This is a genomic window from Microbacterium hibisci, assembly GCF_015278255.1.
GTDB lineage: Bacteria > Actinomycetota > Actinomycetes > Actinomycetales > Microbacteriaceae > Microbacterium > Microbacterium hibisci.
The window spans coordinates 1-16,226 of sequence record NZ_JADIJC010000011.1 but is presented as its reverse complement, the minus strand read 5'-3'; the positions used below and the strand labels follow the sequence as shown (position 1 = coordinate 16,226).

The window sequence follows — 16,226 nt, the reverse complement described above, 5'->3', positions numbered from 1 at the left end:
GGAATGCACCGCTCGCCCGGCGATGTCGGTGCCATTGAAAGGATAACAGCCCCCGCTGAGGACAAACTGCAGTTGATCGGGCACCCCGCGCTGCTCGCGTAAGATGGCGCGGATGAGCGAGATCCGACTTGCAGGCGTGTACTGCACCATCGTTGCGCAGAACTACCTTCCGCAGGCTCTCGCTCTATATGAGAGCGTGCGCAAGCACGAGCCGGAGCGTGACTTCGTTCTTCTGGTTGTCGATGGTGACCGCCGGGAGCTCGAGCTCGATCGGCCGCGGCTGACGGTCCTCGGGCGCAACGATCTTGGCATCGAGGCCATCGAGTACGACTACCTCGCGATGATCTACGACGTCGTCGAACTCTCGACGTCGGTGAAGCCGCTTCTCCTTCGCCAGCTGCTGAACACCTACGAGCAGGCGATCTACCTAGACCCGGACATGCAGGTCGTGTCGCCCCTCGTGGAGTTGGAGCCGGCGGTCCGCGAACATGGCGTTGTGTTAACTCCACATTTTCTCAAACCGATTCCTCCAGGGTCCAGCTACATCAGTGAGGTGCACAGCCTGACTGTGGGAGTACACAATCTCGGATTCTGCGCGGTAGGTCGAGGCGGACGCGACTTCCTCGATTGGTGGTGGGCGCACCTGGAGCGGGAGTGCCTTATCTACCCGCTGCTCGGCATGTTTGTCGATCAGAAGTGGACGGACGTGGGAGCGAATTACTTCGGTGCGCATTCCCTGCGTCACGCGGGCTACAACGTGGGCCCGTGGAATCTCCTAGAACGTCACATCGACCGTGACACGTCGCAGTTCATCGTGGGTGAGGACGGTCATCACCTGAGGCTGCTGCACTTCAGCGGCTTCAACGCGAACGACCCAGAGGCAATTAGCGAACGCCTGAACGCCGATATGCATAACGTGACCGATAGCGCGGCCTTCAGAGACCTCAGCCGCGACTACGCGCGAACGGTACTCCGCATAGAGCGTGAACTCGGCTCGACGGTCCCCTACGGATTCAATCGGGATTCCCGTGGCAAATCGATCTCGAAGCGTTTGCGCCGGCAATATCGCGCGGACCTCCTGTCGTCCGCAAGTGCGACTCCTCTTCCATCTGCGTTCGCCCCGCAAGCGGCCGAGCCGTTCTCGGCATGGCGGCGGTCCGCCCGGGTGCGAAAGCTGGGCCTCGCCGCCGGGGATCTGGCGATTGCGGCGAAGTATGCACTGCCTGATACCTTCGGATGGTTCAAACGCACGTTTCCGAAACGCTTCAAGAGTAGTCGTGAGCGGCTCCTATCAGCGGCCAATGTGCGACGCTAGGCGATAGGAATTGTGGGCATTCAACAGAAACTGAACGCGGCTTTCTCGCGCTTGAACGCCAAGCGACTTGGAATCACAGGTAGCGTGCCAGTAGGAAGCGTCGTCAGCGGATCAGGACTAGTCGTCGGTCGCGGCTTCTTCGCGAGTGGACCGGTCTGGCTCGAGGCTGTGACCGAATACGAGGGCCAGCGGTTCAAGCCCGTCATCCGACTGGGCGAAAACGTGCGAACTTCGCCACGCCTACACATCTCCGGGATCTCGAGAATCACTATCGGCGACTGGTGTCTATTCGGCGAGAATGTGTTCATCACAGACCATCAACACGGATCGACGACTGGCCACGAGCAGTCGGGACCCACCGTTCCCCCAGCGAAACGAGCGCTCGCAGGCGCGGCTCCCGTCGAGGTGGGCGCGCGTTGCCATCTGGGCAACAATGTCGTGGTCTTGCCAGGCTCGAGCATCGGCGAGGGCGTGATCGTCGGCGCGAACTCCGTGGTAGCCGGGCACATTCCGTCCAACTCGATCGCCGTCGGTGCCCCCGCTCGAGTCGTCAAGGTTTGGGACGAAGCAGAGCGAGCCTGGCGGCGCGTTAGATAGTCATCGACGTGCTCAGGCGCTTTTTCGTTCGTCTCGGCCCTTACGCGGCTAGCGTGATGCTGACCTTTGCCGTCGGCGTTCTTTCAGTCCCCGCTCTCATCCATCAGGTGGGGGCAGGAGCCTGGGCTGGGCTGGCGGTTGTTCAGTCGATCGCCGCATTGACTACTGTCCTGGTGAGTTTTGGTTGGGGTGCCACAGGCCCGAACCTGATTGCGCGACTGGGGGTGGAAGAGCGAAGGCAAGCGTTGATACGTTCCGCCTACGCGAGACTCGTCCTCTATGTCTTCGCGCTTCCGATAGCTGCCGGTATCGGAGTTTCCATCTCTGGCCTGCCAGCGTCCGTCGCTGTACTCGCAACCGCCGGATATTCGCTACAGTCCTTGGGCGTCGTTTGGTTCTTTGTCGGTGAGGCGCGACCGATCCGAGTACTTCTTCTGGACGCAATCCCGCGCGCCGTCGGGGTTGTCGTCGGTCTGGCCGCGGTCTGGGTAACTCAATCTCTGCTCGCTTTTGCGGCATCGATCACGCTCGCAGCACTACTATCACTGGCTTTCAGCTATCGGGTTGCCCTGAGAGGAGCTGGCCCTGCGCCAAGGCCGACGCCCTCGCTAATTTGGTCCGAGCTGGCCGGGCAGCGGCACGGCGTCGTGACGACGAGCATGGCGTCGTTGTACTACAACTCGTCGTTGATCGTAGTAAGCGTCATCGTCCCGTCAGCCATCGAACCGTTCGCCTTGGCCTTCAAGCTCTACAATTACGCCGGCGCCGCCTTGGTTCCGGTGCTTCAGTTCGCACAGAGCTGGCTACCTTCCGGGGGACCAGAGCATCTCGCGGGGCGTGTCCGAGTCGCAGTTCGCGCGGCGCTCACTTGGTCGATTGCTCTTGCCGTTGTGGCCGCACTTCTTATCCCGACGATGGGTTCACTCCTCTCGGTTGGAGCAGTGGTTATACCCTGGTCGATGGCGATACCATTCGGCGTCTGTATAGGTGCGATGCTCGTCAACCAGGTCGTGGGGCAAGCGGGCCTTGTGGCCATCGGCTCCGCGTCAATCCTGGCGCTAACGACCTCTGTGGGCGCCCTTGTGGGAGTCGCTTTGCAAGGTGCCGCGGCGCTTGTGGTCGGCGGACCCGGCGTGGCGATGGCGCTCGCAATCGTTGACGTCAGCGTCGCTTGTTGGCAGTTTCTCGTGGTCCGACGGTGGAGCAAGCGAACTGATCTCGCATGATCACTTCGCCTCCGGGACATCCGCGAAGGGCGCCGTCGGCATTCCGCCGCGGGCTTTGTCGGGGTCCCGGCCACTCGAGAACCGGGCATAACGACACTTGGCAGCTAGAACACGCAGACCAGATTGGGTGATCTCAAACTCGATCTGCCTCGCTCGGACTGCTGCGGCGTCTCGGACAACCACGCCGTCGCCGCCTCGGCGATCGACAGGATCATCATCCGCACGCCGACGTGCTCACGATCATCGGCGCCATCTAGCGCGCCGCGGCCGGGTGTCGGCGGCGGCGCTGATCGTCAAGCCGCACGATCCGGAGCAACTGACGAAACGACAACCATGTGCCTGGGGTTTTCGCCCCCGTCTTGGCAGGTTCGCCGACCGTCGCCGAGGCCCGCCAGGACGTGCAGTGGGTGCGCGGGCGTTGCCCATACCCGACCCTGCTCAGGCGCGACCCTGTCGGAAGAGGCGCTCCGCTACTCGATCAAGCCAACCGATCCGAAATGATAGTGCGACGATACCGGCGGCGAGGAGCGGGACAGCGACTGCGAAGATAGCCACCCCCTGGTTCATGAGGAGAAGGCGCCAAAACTCTGCGAAGCCGTACAGCGCGGCGCCTGCGGTGAGGTATGCGTAAGTCTGGACCCTCGCAGCGAAGCTGAAGATAAAGCCGAAAAGCGCCACCCATACCATGCTAAGCAGCAACCCTGGTACGGCGTAGTCGACTAGCGTGTCCGCAAACGCCGAGTTCGTTGACAACGTGAGATGAATGTCGACGACGTCGTGGTACCGCTGCGAACCTATCGGCAACCCCGGTGGGATATCGGTCAAGAACGACGGCAGAAGGACAGCAAAGGGCTGGTAGGTCGGCGACGCGAATAACTCCGGTTGTGCCGCAAGTGCGTTCGCCACTCCGACTGAAACTTGGAATGGCGAACCAACATAGGTTAGAGCCTGGAAAAACGCGGCGCTTATCGGATCGTGAACTCCATTCGTCGCGTAAAAAGCTGCATTACGAATGTAGTTCAGGAACACGAGCGCAGTGCCCACAAACAGAACTCCGACAGCGACGACAGCGCCGCGCGCGCGGATCTTGATTGGCTTGCGGGCAATCAGGTAAAGGAATATCACGGTTGCCATCATGAGCGACAGCCGCGATGCGACTATGGCAGAGATCAGCAGTAAGACAACATTGAAGATCGCCGACGCGTACCCAGTCCGGCGGGAAAGTGCCCGGTACACCCCGAGCGGCGCAGCTATGGCTGCCGTGTACCTCAGCGTCGAAAGGCCGGGCTGCCCGCCGGTCGCAGCTTTGAGAACGTTCGCATTGGTGTCGATCATCGCGTCCACAAAGGCAATTGGCCCACCCGCCGCTACTACCAAGTACCCAACACCAAGAAAAGCCAGGGCCGTTAGCAGGTAATAGAGACGAGTATTGAACTCGTCCTCGCGCGAGACGCTCTCGACGTATCCGTCCAGCCACCGCGGTAGACGAACGCGGCGTCCGACAAGTTCGCCCAGCGACGTCGCACCAGCCGCCAGTGCATAGAAGGCCGCCAGAATTAGCAACCCTACCCACGTGAATTGCGCGCGGGTGCCGAAGCCGCGCAGTTCGGCTGACTCGCCGGGAAACAACCACGCAAGTGCGCTCAGTCCCACCATGATCAACATCACCGGGACCGGCCGGAGCACACGCGACAATATATTCGACATTATCTACCGATTCTTCTTGGCAGCGGTACCGAGCTCGGCGGCTATCGTGCCCGACACTGCGGCGGCGACACGATCCCAGTCGAAAGTGTCCGCGGGGGGCGGAGAAACTCTCCCGCCAGAAGCTGCAAAATATTGGATGGCGCTCGCCCACTCCTCGGCGTCGAATGCGCCATTGACGGCGATGCCCCTGCCATCGACCGTTTCGGTGATCACATCGCAGCCGCCCCACCAAATCACGGGAGTTCCGCAGCAAATGCTTTCCAGCGGGGGTAGCCCGAACCCCTCGATCGTCGACGGCATCACTGTAGCAAAGGCGCCGCGGTACTGCGCCGCGATTTCTTCATCGCTCAGCCCACTGAGTGCCTTCACGCGGGGAGAAATGCCGAGTTGCTGACAACGCGCGCGTAGCTGCCCGACCTCGCGCTCAGGCACGACCGCTCTCAATTCGATACCATCGAGAGTTGCGAAGGCGGAAAGAATCGTGTCCAAGTTCTTGTGCTTGCGCATGTTTCCCACATACATCAGGTAGGGCGTCCGCGCAGCTGCCACTGGTCCATCCGGACGGAACGCCTCAGAGCGCCCGATTCCGGCATTCACCACGTTGACGCTATCGTCGCGAAGCCAGGAGACGATGTCCCGGCGTGACGTCGCTGAAACGGTCACGACCACTCCGGCTCGCCGAATTGCGCTCTTCACCGGGCCGTTGTAATACGCGAGGTACTTCACTCGATGAGGCCAGTTCACCTTCATATGTATAAGGTCGTGAACGGTGAGAACCTGCTTCTCCGCGGACAAAAGTGCGCCATAGCCGGGTGAGTAGACCACGCCTTCCCGAGCCCCTGACGGGAGCCTACGCAGGAAGTCGCCGGGGTCAGCGGGCGCACCCGGGAGGCCTAGCGGCCTCCATGACATGTGCAATCGAGAGGTCACTTCGTGGGCATACCGTCCGATGCCGTGCGATCCGCGGTAACGATCATCGACGTAGAGGCCACGAACCGCGTTCATGCCGTGGCTCCAAGGCTGGTGTAAGCCCATGCGCGAACACTTTCGACGAAACGTGCGGTGCTAAATTCCTCCGCACGTGCGACACAGGACTTGGGCGACGATGCGTCCGCGCGAGCCACAGCCTCGCGAAGGGATTGTGGCGACCAGTCAGCGACAACGGCGCCCGTCGTTCCGTCAAGGACCGACTCGGAGGCGCCTCCGATGGCGTTCGCGATAACTGGCGTTCCTGCGGCCATCGCTTCGACCGGGATGATTCCGAAATCCTCGATAGGGGCGAATACGACAGCGAGTGCACGACGGTAGAGCTCAGCCAGCAGCGCCTTCGACGTCTTGCCCACGAAAATCACATGCGCGTTGCGATTGGCGGCCATCGCCTTTAGGCGAGCCTCATCGGGTCCTTCACCGGCGATCACAACCGGTAGATCCGCTGCCAAGCCGGCTTCAATGACGAGATCCAGGCGCTTGTACGGAACGAGCCTTGACACTCCGAAGAGGAAGTGACGCGGGAGGGTGTCGAGAATTGCGTCCTCGTCGGCGGGCAGGCGACGCTGCGCCGTGGCAAAATACCCGACGTCCACGGGGGGATAGAGCACCGCGCTGTCGCGTTCCCATGTTCGGGCAATACGATCGGCGACGAACTTCGAGTTGGCAGCGATCGCCACGGGCTCCTTGGCCCGCTTGCGGTCGATGGGCTTCAGCGCGTTGGAGACGACGCGTGCTGTTATCCCGCCACCTCGGCCGTCAAGTTCCGGGGTCCACACGTAGCGCGCCGGAGTATGGGCATACACCAACTTGGGCGCATCGCGAGCAGGCCCCCGAAAACGCGCGTGGTGTGCGAACGCATGGCTACTGCACAATACCCACTCGGCGTCCCGCTTCGGGAGCGCCCGCCACGCGAAAGGCATTAGCGGGAGGGCGAGCGCCTTACGTCCACGCAACGGAGTGTGGGCGAGCACGGTCTCCTCAACACCGGCGAACCTCCCGTCGCTCTCATTCCAGAGACAAAAGCGCTCAGCGCCGGGGAACGCCTCCGATAACACTTCGAAGACATTCTCGGAACCGCCCGTAGGCGCTAACCACTCGTGCACCAGTACGCCGCTCACAGAACCCCCAAAGTCATGATCGACACCGCTAAACAGAAGAGGGGGCCGGGCGGATGCCCGACCCCCTCGTCGTAGTTCGCGAAGATTACTTCAGGATCTTCGTGACCGTGCCGGCGCCGACGGTGCGGCCACCCTCGCGGATGGCGTAGCCGAGGCCCTCCTCCATGGCGATCGGCTGGATCAGCTCGACCGTCATGTCGGTGGTGTCGCCGGGCATGACCATCTCGGTGCCCTCGGGCAGCGTGATGACGCCGGTGACGTCGGTGGTGCGGAAGTAGAACTGCGGGCGGTAGTTCGTGAAGAACGGGTTGTGACGGCCGCCCTCCTCCTTGGACAGGATGTACGCCGTGCCCTCGAAGTTGGTGTGCGGGGTGACCGAACCGGGCTTCACGACGACCTGGCCGCGCTCGACGTCGTCACGCTTGGTGCCGCGGAGGAGCAGACCACAGTTCTCGCCGGCCCACGCCTCGTCGAGCTGCTTGTGGAACATCTCGATACCGGTGACGATCGTCTTCTGCGTCGGGCGCAGACCCACGATCTCGACCTCGGAGTTGATCGCGAGGGTACCGCGCTCGGCGCGGCCCGTGACGACCGTGCCACGGCCGGTGATGGTGAAGACGTCCTCGATGGGCATGAGGAACGGCTTGTCCTTGTCACGCACCGGGTCGGGGATCGACTCGTCGACCGCCTCCATGAGCTCGAGGATCTTCGCGGTCCACTCGGCGTCGCCCTCGAGAGCCTTGAGGCCCGAGACGCGGACGACCGGAGCGTTGTCACCGTCGAAGTCCTGCGACGACAGCAGCTCGCGAACCTCGAGCTCGACGAGCTCCAGGATCTCCTCGTCGTCGACCATGTCGGACTTGTTCAGCGCGACGAGCAGGTAGGGAACGCCGACCTGCTTGGCGAGCAGCACGTGCTCGCGCGTCTGCGCCATCGGGCCGTCGGTGGCCGCGACAACGAGGATCGCGCCGTCCATCTGGGCAGCACCGGTGATCATGTTCTTGATGTAGTCGGCGTGACCCGGGGCGTCGACGTGAGCGTAGTGACGCTTCGGGGTCTCGTACTCGACGTGCGAGATGTTGATCGTGATGCCGCGCTGGCGCTCCTCGGGAGCGGAGTCGATCGACGCGAAGTCGCGCTGCACGTTGGTGGCCGACGGGTACTTGTCGGCGAGCACCTTCGAGATCGCTGCGGTGAGCGTGGTCTTGCCGTGGTCGACGTGACCGATCGTTCCGATGTTCACGTGCGGCTTGGTGCGCTCGAACTTGGCCTTAGCCACTGGGTCCTCCTCAGGACGTTCGTGTAGAGGTTCCGGGCGCTGGTGTGCGCCGGTCGTCTACGGGGATTTCTCTAGCTTAGTAGAGGGGTTCTGTTGAAGCGGTGTGAAGTTGTGGACGGATGCCGGGGGCCGCTGCCCCCGGCATCCGGGGCGATCACTCGCCCTTGACCTTCTGGATGATCTCGTCGGCCACGTTGCGAGGAACCTCGGCGTAGCTGTCGAACTCCATCGAGTACACGGCACGGCCCGAGGTCTTCGAGCGCAGGTCGCCGATGTAGCCGAACATCTCGGAAAGCGGCACCAGCGCGCGGACGACCTTGACGCCCTGGGCGTCCTCCATCGACTGGATCTGGCCACGACGCGAGTTCAGGTCGCCGATGACGTCGCCCATGTACTCCTCGGGAGTACGCACCTCGACGGCCATGAGCGGCTCGAGGATGACGGGGTTCGCCTTGCGGACGGCCTCCTTGAAGCCCATCGAGCCGGCGATCTTGAACGCCATCTCGGACGAGTCGACGTCGTGCGACGCACCGTCGAGCAGGATCGCCTTCACGCCCACCATGGGGTAGCCGGCGAGCACGCCGACGTTCATGGCGTCCTGGAAGCCCTGGTCGGTGGGGCCGATGTACTCGCGCGGGATGCGGCCACCGGTGACCTTGTTCTCGAACTCGTAGATCTTGTCGGCCGTGACCTCGAGGGGCTCGAGCGCGAACTGGATCTTCGCGAACTGGCCGGATCCACCGGTCTGCTTCTTGTGGGTGTAGTCGTGACGCTCGACGATCTTGCGGATCGTCTCGCGGTACGCCACCTGCGGCTTGCCGACGTTGGCCTCGACCTTGAACTCGCGCTTCATGCGGTCCACGAGGATGTCGAGGTGCAGCTCGCCCATGCCCTTGATGACCGTCTGGCCGGTCTCGGCGTTCTGCTCGACGCGGAACGTCGGGTCCTCTTCGGCGAGCTTCTGGATCGCCAGACCCAGCTTCTCCTGGTCGGCCTTGGTCTTCGGCTCGATCGCGACCTCGATGACCGGCTCCGGGAACGTCATCGACTCGAGGACGACCTGGTTGTTCGAGTCGGCCAGGGTGTCACCGGTGGTGGTGTCCTTGAGGCCGATGACCGCGTAGATGTGACCGGCGGTGACCGAGTCGACCGGCATCTCCTTGTTGGCGTGCATCTGGAAGATCTTCCCGATGCGCTCCTTCTTGCCCTTGGTCGCGTTCACGACCTGGGCGCCCGAGTCGAGGTGACCCGAGTACACGCGGATGTAGGTGAGGCGACCGAAGAACGGGTGCGTCACGATCTTGAACGCGAGCGCCGCGAACGGCTCGTCACGGTCGGCGTGACGCTCGATGATGACCTCTTCGTCCTTCGGGTCCTTCGCCTCGATGGCGGGGACGTCGAGGGGCGACGGGAGGTAGTCCACGACGGCGTCGAGCATCGGCTGCACGCCGCGGTTCTTGAACGCCGAGCCGCAGAGGACCGGGTACAGCTCCGAGGCGATGGTGAGCTTGCGGATCGCGGCCTTGATCTCGGCGACCGTGAGCTCCTCGCCGCCGAAGTGCTTCTCGAGAAGCTCCTCGTCGGACTCGGCGACGGTCTCGAGCAGGATCTCGCGGTACTCCGCGGCCTTGTCGGCGAGGTCGGCCGGGATCTCCTGGATCTCGTACTTCGCGCCCATGGTCACGTCGCCCTTGGCGTCGCCGGGCCAGACCAGCGCGCGCATCTCGACGAGGTCGATGACACCCACGAAGTCGCTCTCCGAGCCGATGGGCAGCTGGAGCACGAGCGGCTTGGCCTTCAGGCGGTTGACGATGGTGTCGACCGTGAAGTAGAAGTCGGCGCCCAGCTTGTCCATCTTGTTGACGAAGCAGATGCGGGGAACGTCGTACTTGTCGGCCTGACGCCACACGGTCTCGGACTGGGGCTCGACGCCCTCCTTGCCGTCGAAGACCGCGACCGCGCCGTCGAGGACGCGCAGCGAACGCTCGACCTCGACCGTGAAGTCGACGTGGCCGGGCGTGTCGATGATGTTGATCTGGTTCTTGTTCCAGAAGCAGGTGACGGCGGCCGACGTGATCGTGATGCCGCGCTCCTGCTCCTGCTCCATCCAGTCGGTGGTGGCAGCGCCGTCGTGCGTCTCGCCGATCTTGTGGTTGACGCCCGTGTAGAACAGGATGCGCTCGGTCGTCGTCGTCTTGCCGGCATCGATGTGCGCCATGATGCCGATGTTGCGGACCTTGTGGAGGTCGGTGAGCACTTCTTGTGCCACGGGGGTGTCCTTACCGGTTGTGGGTGATTCTGGGCGGGCGGCCCTTCGACAGGCTCAGGGACCGGCGAACCGGTCGCTGAGCCTGTCGAAGCGGCTTACCAGCGGTAGTGCGCGAAGGCGCGGTTCGACTCGGCCATCTTGTGGGTGTCTTCGCGGCGCTTGACCGCGGCACCGAGGCCGTTCGAGGCGTCCAGGATCTCGTTCTGGAGGCGCTCGGTCATCGTCTTCTCACGACGGCCCTTGGCGTAGCTCACGAGCCAGCGGAGGGCGAGCGTGTTGGCGCGGTGAGGCTTGACCTCGACTGGCACCTGGTAGGTCGAGCCACCGACGCGGCGGCTCTTGACCTCGAGGGTCGGGCGCACGTTGTCGAGCGCCTTCTTGAGCGTCGCGACGGCGTCCTGACCGTTCTTGGCCTCCACACCGCGCAGGGCGGTGTAGACGATCGACTCGGCGATCGACTTCTTGCCGTCGACGAGGATCTTGTTGACGAGCTGGGTGACGACGGGGGCGCCGTACACCGGGTCGTTGACGACGGGGCGCTTCGGGGCGGGTCCCTTACGAGGCATCTTTCTCAGCCCTTCTTCGCGCCGTAGCGGCTGCGAGCCTGCTTACGGTTCTTGACAGCCTGGGTGTCGAGCGCACCGCGGACGATCTTGTAGCGGACACCGGGGAGGTCCTTCACACGACCGCCGCGGACGAGCACGAGCGAGTGCTCCTGCAGGTTGTGGCCCTCGCCTGGGATGTACGCGGTGACCTCGGTGCCGTTGCGGAGCTTGACACGGGCGACCTTGCGCATCGCCGAGTTCGGCTTCTTCGGGGTGGTCGTGTACACGCGGGTGCAGACACCCGCCTGCTGCGGGTTCGCCTTGAGCGCGGGCGCCTTGGTCTTCGCGACCTTGGGCGAGCGGCCCTTGCGAACCAACTGCTGAATGGTTGGCACGTTCTCTCCTTGTTGTGCTGCACGGTGACAGCGTCGTGGTCTCCCCCGCGGCATCCGGATCTTGCGATTCATGACGCTGCGGGCTCACGTGGATCCACCGGCGCGACAGGATGGTGCCGAGCTTTTGTTGGTGGATATGCCGTGGGGGTGGCCTGTTCGCAGGCCGTTCCCTGAGATGCGGCGCCCGCTCGGCCGTCGACACGCCGAGGCACGTCGGACGGCGCGCGTGAGCGCACACCCGATCTATGATACGTGGGTTTCGGGGGTGCGGCAAACGCGGAGCGGATGCCGGGGACCGGGCGGCGCCGGAGCTCTCACGAGACGTCACCGCCGTGCGTCATCCGGCGTCTCCTCGCCAGACGACGGGCGGGTTCTTCCGCCGCAGGCGCTTCCCGTCCGCAGGACGGATCAGCTGCTCGCGCTCGAGGACGTCGAGAGCGGCGCGATAGGACCGGTCGGCGGCACCCCGCTCGGCGGGACTGAGCTTGGCCGGCAGAGCGACCCACCACTCCTCGACGGGGTCGGCGTCCTTCGCCGAGCGACCCCAGTCGTCCTTGGCCGCCACGTCGGGTTCTGCCAGCGCAGCCTTGTCGTGACGACGAGCGACGACGGCCAGCACGGCGATGCCGACGATCGACGCGCCGAGGAGGACGAGACCCGTCGTCGGCAGCGCGGGCTCCCACCGATCGACGTCGTCCCAGTTCGCGAGCATGTAGGCGAACACCAGCGCCCACAGCACCGCGAGGAAGATGTACATTTTCGGGGCGTTGCGCGTGTGGGCTCCGAACAGCAGCGAGTCGCGGCGTCCCGGCTCGAGCAGCGCGAAGACGATGAGCGTGGCGGCGGCGAGGACGCCCACCCACAGCGCCGCGTTGTCCACCCCCAGGGCGGGACGTCCGTTTCGAGGCGAGGGAAGCACCAGGGCCGCTGCGATGAACCCGGTCAGCAACGCGGCCAAAGCGAGCACCTCGCGGGGGGTCCAAAGGCTCGGTCTGCCCGGGCGCGCGGGACCACGTCGCGCGACCACCGCGTCGTGCTCGCCCCGCAGCCGGGGCACGGCGACGAGGACCGCCGCACGCGAGGCCGCCACGACGGCGTCGAGCTTCTTGTGCGAACGCAGGTCGGGGAGCCGCGTCCTGAGTTCGGCTCCGATGTCGGCGGTCAGATCTGCCATGTCACCTCGTGAAGCGGTCGAGCTCACGCCGCCCCGTCATCGGGAGTCCGCTCGCAGCTCGGCGCGGAGCGCCGCGAGCGCATCCTGCGCGATCCACTGCGCGTCACCGACCACCGCGTCGAACAGGTCGATCAGGAGCGGCGCCAGCTCGCTGAGCACAGTGGTGAAGCTGACGAGCACCACGCGGCTGTGGCCCGGCTCGGTCAGCCAGTAGTCCACGACGGTGACCGGCGCATCGCGTTCGGGATCGGATGCCGCGAGCCGGCGATCCCGTCGCAGGACCAGTCCGCCCTCCCGCTCGAACACCGCTCCCCCGGCCAGCTCGAACGCCTCCCACCGCTGATCAGGGTCGGCGCCGACCTCGGATGCCAGCACGCCGACCAGCCGGTCGACGAGGGCTGCGGCATCCGTCGACTCACCCAGCGGCAGCGACGGCCGGTACTCGGCGACCGTCGACGCGAAGGCGAGCCCGCCGGGCGCCTCCAGAGAGAAGAGGAACTGCGTCGCACCGGCGTCGCGCGCACGGCGCACAGCGGCTCCCAGGCTCAGGCGCTGCTGCGCCCGCAGCGTCGCCTGATCGTCGCGACGACCTAGCCGCTCGCGCACGAAGTCGGCGACCTCGGCCGCCACCTGGTCGTCGTCGGGTGACAGCTCGAACGAGCGCCAGGTGCCGGGCAGGTTCAGGCGCAGCGCCGCAGGACGGGTCATGAACCCGCGGCCTGCCGGAGCTCGTCGGGCGTCATGGTCAGCGACGAGCCCAGTGTGCCGTACGGCACGTCATCCGGGGTCAGTCGCTTGTCGAGGCTCAGCGAGACCGTGCCCGTGGGGGACGACTCATCGACCGCCGACACCGAGAACTCGTACTCCGACCACCCGGGCGCCTCGGCCGCCACGATGTCGATCGCGGCATCGAGCACCCCGGGCAGATCGGCCAGTCCGGCCTCGTCGACGACGAGCTTGGTGCGCAGCGCGTGGCGTCCGGGCGCACCGGTGTTGTAGGTCCCGACCGAGGCGTCTGTCACGCCGTCGATCTGAACGAGCTCGGACTGGATCGCCGCTGCGTCCATTTCGGGGTCTCCTCCTGCCGCGGGGCCGCAGCCTCCGAGCGCCAGCGCCGCCGCCAGGGCGACCGCGGCGAACGCGAGTCGTCGCATGCGTCAGTCTCCTCTGGTGTAGGCGTAGTCGTAGGCGCCGATCGGTTCACCATTCTCGCCCACCGTGGCGGGCGTGCCGAAGTAGTCGCTGATCTGCACGCCGTCGTCCGCCGAGGGATCGTCGGCGAGGAAGGCCCTCCCGACGTCGCTGCGGCCCTCGTCGACCTGTTCCCTCATGGTGGTCTGGTAGTAGCCGGCATTGTGTCCGACGGAATCCAGCCCGCCGGGCGACGGCACGTCGATCTTGTACCTGTTCGGATCGTCGGAGTGGTCGCCGGCGAACGGATTCTCGGTGCGCGGGACGGGATCGACCGTGTGCGAGACGTCGAGCACCCGCGTCGACGGCGGGATGTCGAGATCGTCGACCGACGACCCCGCCACGACGATGGCATCCACCTTGTAGGTGCTCGAGAATCCGGGATCGGATGCGAGATTGCCCGCGGTGATCCCGCCCAGGCTCCACCCGCTGAGCATGACGTGCGCCCCGTCCGGCACGTTCGCGCGCCGCATGGCGTCGATGACCATCTTCTCGAGCTGCGTCTGCTGCGCCTGGTTCATCTTCGCCACGATGTCGCTGGTGACGTCGTTGCCGCTCGTGCCGCCCGGCGTCCACTGCTGCGTGGACGGGATGTGCACGCGGTAGATGATCTCGCCGTCCGGTCCCACGAAGGGGATGATGCGCACGATCGACTCCTCGTTCGTGCTCGGATCGCCCGACGTGTGTCCGTTCTCGTCGATGTCCTTCAGGTCGGCGAAGAGCGTCTCGAACGAGTACTCCTCGCGTCTCTCCACGGCGGCGGTGTCGACGAAGTCGGGAGTGCCGGTCTCTTGGCCCGATGCCCATGCGATCACCGCCCACAGCGCCGGGTAGGTGAACAGCAGCGCCGGGATGGCCGCCTGCACCAGCGCCTGCACCGGGTCCATCCCGGTGGCCAGGTTGAAGGCGAACAGCCACGCCGTGCTCAGCAGGAACGCCAGCAGCCCGGGGACGAGGACGATCACCGCGGCGAGCAGGGCGATCGCCAGCAGCGCGAGACCCGCCACCAGCAGCAGGGCCAGCGTGATGACCAGCATCACGATCTGCAGCACCACCACCAGCAGCGCGAGGGCGATCACCGTGAGCACCAGCAGCGCCAGGATCGCGAGGCCGAGCACGATCACCGCGGCGATCACCGTGAGCACGGCCACGATGAGCTTGGCGATCGCGTCGAGCACCGCGACGATCGCATCGACGATCGCGTCGAGCGCGTCGGCCAGGAAGTCGACGACGTCGTGGAACACGCCGCCCACGTCGTCCCAGAACGAGTCGTTCAGCCCGCTGCCCTCGACGACGTCGCGGATGCGGGCCATCGCGTGCCGAGCGGCGCGGTCACGATCCGCGACGGCCTCGTCATAGCGGCGCTGAGCGGATGCCGCGTCCGCCGTCGCGTCCTCGACGCCGGTGAGCGCCGATCGGAGTGCAGCGTCGAGCGAGGCCTGCGTGCCCGCGGGCGCGTCGTCTGCGAGGTCGCCGAGATCGGAGCGGACGGATCGTGCCCGCGACGCCGCCGACGCACGGTCGGCATCCGCCGCCTCTCGGTCGGCGATGGCCCGGGCGGCGTCGTCCTGCGCCGACTGCAGCGCCTCGGCGTACTCCGACAGCGCCTCGCCGGTCTCGGCATACCGCCGCTCGGCCTGCGAGATCTCGCGGGCCAGCTGTGCGGCATCCCTGCGCACCCGGTCGATCGCCACGCTCACCATCGGCCCGCGGTTCGAGATCTGGTGCAGCGTCGCCACGGCGGAGCGGATCGCCTCCGCTGTCTCGGCGTAGCGCTGCCCGGTGCGGCGCAGCACCACCGGATCGCCGTCGAGTCGCTCCATGTCAGCGGGCTCCTGCCGACTCGCCGAGCGTGCGGTCGAGGTCTTCGAAGGCGGTGTGGATGTCGCGGAGCACGCCGGCGAGCGTGCCGAGGGCGTCCGACATGCCGCGACGGCGGTCATCCCAGGTCGTGGCGAACCGCCGGACGGTGTCGGCGAGGTCGGCGTGGCCGCACGCGTCCGCGGCGGCGCGCGAGGAGTCGTCGGAGTCGTCGAAGGTGCGACGGATCCGGTCGGCATCGGTCGCCGTGTCGGCGATCGCCCCGAGGTCGAGCTTCACCATGCCGGCCATGTGGCCCTCCGCGTCGTGTGGTTGCCGTCAGATCCGGACGACCCTTGCACGTGGGGCGCCGTTTCGCGGAACGAGCGGATGCCGCGGACCGAGGCCAGCGGCATCCGCCCCGGAAGATCAGTTGCCGGCGAGGGCCTGGTCGGTGTCCTTGATCGCCTGCATCATCTTGCGCAGCGACTCGCCCATGTCGGAGATGCCCTCGATGGCCTTCTCCAGACCCGTGGTCAGCTCGTTGTACCCCTCACCGAACTTGCCCGACGCGTGCTGCGTCTTGAAGTCATCGCCCAGCAGACGGTCCACATCGCTCT

General features: G+C 65.4%; 16 protein-coding genes. 3 read left to right on the top strand and 13 right to left on the bottom strand.

What is annotated here, in order from left to right; translation table 11 throughout:
• Positions 1 to 112: 112 nt before the first annotated feature.
• The 3 genes from IM770_RS16645 to IM770_RS16635 are packed head-to-tail and all read left to right on the top strand — an operon-like array spanning position 113 to position 3,138.
• Positions 113 to 1,315, top strand: coding sequence for a glycosyltransferase family protein (locus IM770_RS16645; protein ID WP_203582283.1), 1,203 nt, complete (start codon positions 113 to 115; stop codon positions 1,313 to 1,315).
• 12 nt (positions 1,316 to 1,327) lie between these two features.
• Complete coding sequence (locus IM770_RS18260) at positions 1,328 to 1,912, top strand: LbetaH domain-containing protein (RefSeq protein ID WP_372430699.1); 585 nt, start codon at positions 1,328 to 1,330, stop codon at positions 1,910 to 1,912.
• A 53-nt stretch (positions 1,913 to 1,965) separates the two neighbouring features.
• Positions 1,966 to 3,138: a hypothetical protein gene (locus IM770_RS16635; RefSeq protein WP_203582281.1), complete on the top strand. Its 1,173-nt coding sequence runs from the start codon at positions 1,966 to 1,968 to the stop codon at positions 3,136 to 3,138.
• Between the two features lie 438 nt (positions 3,139 to 3,576).
• Here IM770_RS16635 and IM770_RS16630 read toward each other — a convergent pair whose 3' ends face one another.
• The 13 genes from IM770_RS16630 to IM770_RS16570 form a co-directional block, all read right to left on the bottom strand.
• Positions 3,577 to 4,794, bottom strand: a complete 1,218-nt coding sequence (locus tag IM770_RS16630) for a hypothetical protein (protein ID WP_203582280.1) — start codon at positions 4,792 to 4,794, stop codon at positions 3,577 to 3,579.
• Positions 4,795 to 4,848: 54 nt separating this feature from the next.
• Positions 4,849 to 5,595 carry a glycosyltransferase gene (locus tag IM770_RS16625; protein WP_239066369.1) on the bottom strand — a complete coding sequence of 249 codons (747 nt, stop codon included), beginning with the start codon at positions 5,593 to 5,595 and terminating at the stop codon, positions 4,849 to 4,851.
• Between the two features lie 251 nt (positions 5,596 to 5,846).
• Complete coding sequence (locus IM770_RS16620; RefSeq protein WP_307785492.1) at positions 5,847 to 6,512, bottom strand: glycosyltransferase; 666 nt, start codon at positions 6,510 to 6,512, stop codon at positions 5,847 to 5,849.
• Between the two features lie 526 nt (positions 6,513 to 7,038).
• A complete protein-coding gene (tuf, locus tag IM770_RS16615) occupies positions 7,039 to 8,232 on the bottom strand; it encodes an elongation factor Tu (protein ID WP_203582277.1) in 1,194 nt (397 codons plus the stop codon).
• A gap of 154 nt (positions 8,233 to 8,386) precedes the next feature.
• Positions 8,387 to 10,501: an elongation factor G gene (fusA, locus tag IM770_RS16610; protein WP_203582276.1), complete on the bottom strand. Its 2,115-nt coding sequence runs from the start codon at positions 10,499 to 10,501 to the stop codon at positions 8,387 to 8,389.
• Positions 10,502 to 10,596: 95 nt separating this feature from the next.
• Positions 10,597 to 11,067, bottom strand: coding sequence for a 30S ribosomal protein S7 (gene rpsG, locus IM770_RS16605; RefSeq protein ID WP_019181739.1), 471 nt, complete (start codon positions 11,065 to 11,067; stop codon positions 10,597 to 10,599).
• Between the two features lie 5 nt (positions 11,068 to 11,072).
• On the bottom strand, positions 11,073 to 11,441 hold the full coding sequence (gene rpsL / locus IM770_RS16600) for a 30S ribosomal protein S12 (protein WP_071044913.1): 369 nt from the start codon (positions 11,439 to 11,441) through the stop codon (positions 11,073 to 11,075).
• Positions 11,442 to 11,778: 337 nt separating this feature from the next.
• Positions 11,779 to 12,615 (bottom strand): MFS transporter, encoded by an 837-nt coding sequence (locus IM770_RS16595; RefSeq protein ID WP_203582275.1) that lies wholly within the window; start codon positions 12,613 to 12,615, stop codon positions 11,779 to 11,781.
• 36 nt (positions 12,616 to 12,651) lie between these two features.
• Complete coding sequence (locus tag IM770_RS16590) at positions 12,652 to 13,323, bottom strand: hypothetical protein (protein WP_203582274.1); 672 nt, start codon at positions 13,321 to 13,323, stop codon at positions 12,652 to 12,654.
• Positions 13,320 to 13,769, bottom strand: coding sequence for a hypothetical protein (locus tag IM770_RS16585; RefSeq protein WP_203582273.1), 450 nt, complete (start codon positions 13,767 to 13,769; stop codon positions 13,320 to 13,322). Before IM770_RS16585 ends, IM770_RS16590 begins: the two co-directional genes overlap by 4 nt.
• 3 nt (positions 13,770 to 13,772) lie before the next feature.
• Positions 13,773 to 15,629: a PspA/IM30 family protein gene (locus tag IM770_RS16580; protein WP_203582272.1), complete on the bottom strand. Its 1,857-nt coding sequence runs from the start codon at positions 15,627 to 15,629 to the stop codon at positions 13,773 to 13,775.
• 1 nt (position 15,630) lies between these two features.
• Positions 15,631 to 15,918 (bottom strand): hypothetical protein, encoded by a 288-nt coding sequence (locus tag IM770_RS16575; protein ID WP_203582271.1) that lies wholly within the window; start codon positions 15,916 to 15,918, stop codon positions 15,631 to 15,633.
• Positions 15,919 to 16,035: 117 nt separating this feature from the next.
• On the bottom strand, positions 16,036 to 16,226 hold a 191-nt coding region (locus IM770_RS16570; protein WP_203581634.1), incomplete at its 5' end, for a hypothetical protein.

What these genes read in the sequence shown, in the direction of transcription:
- IM770_RS16645 (WP_203582283.1), top strand. Translation starts at nt 113, where the DNA reads ATGAGCGAGATCCGACTTGCAGGCGTGTACTGCACCATCGTTGCGCAG.
- IM770_RS16630 (WP_203582280.1), bottom strand. Translation starts at nt 4,794, where the DNA reads ATGGTGGGACTGAGCGCACTTGCGTGGTTGTTTCCCGGCGAGTCAGCC.
- IM770_RS16625 (WP_239066369.1), bottom strand. Translation starts at nt 5,595, where the DNA reads ATGAAGGTGAACTGGCCTCATCGAGTGAAGTACCTCGCGTATTACAAC.
- rpsG (WP_019181739.1), bottom strand. Translation starts at nt 11,067, where the DNA reads ATGCCTCGTAAGGGACCCGCCCCGAAGCGCCCCGTCGTCAACGACCCG.
- IM770_RS16595 (WP_203582275.1), bottom strand. Translation starts at nt 12,615, where the DNA reads ATGGCAGATCTGACCGCCGACATCGGAGCCGAACTCAGGACGCGGCTC.
- IM770_RS16590 (WP_203582274.1), bottom strand. Translation starts at nt 13,323, where the DNA reads ATGACCCGTCCTGCGGCGCTGCGCCTGAACCTGCCCGGCACCTGGCGC.
- IM770_RS16585 (WP_203582273.1), bottom strand. Translation starts at nt 13,769, where the DNA reads ATGCGACGACTCGCGTTCGCCGCGGTCGCCCTGGCGGCGGCGCTGGCG.
- IM770_RS16580 (WP_203582272.1), bottom strand. Translation starts at nt 15,629, where the DNA reads ATGGAGCGACTCGACGGCGATCCGGTGGTGCTGCGCCGCACCGGGCAG.
- IM770_RS16575 (WP_203582271.1), bottom strand. Translation starts at nt 15,918, where the DNA reads ATGGCCGGCATGGTGAAGCTCGACCTCGGGGCGATCGCCGACACGGCG.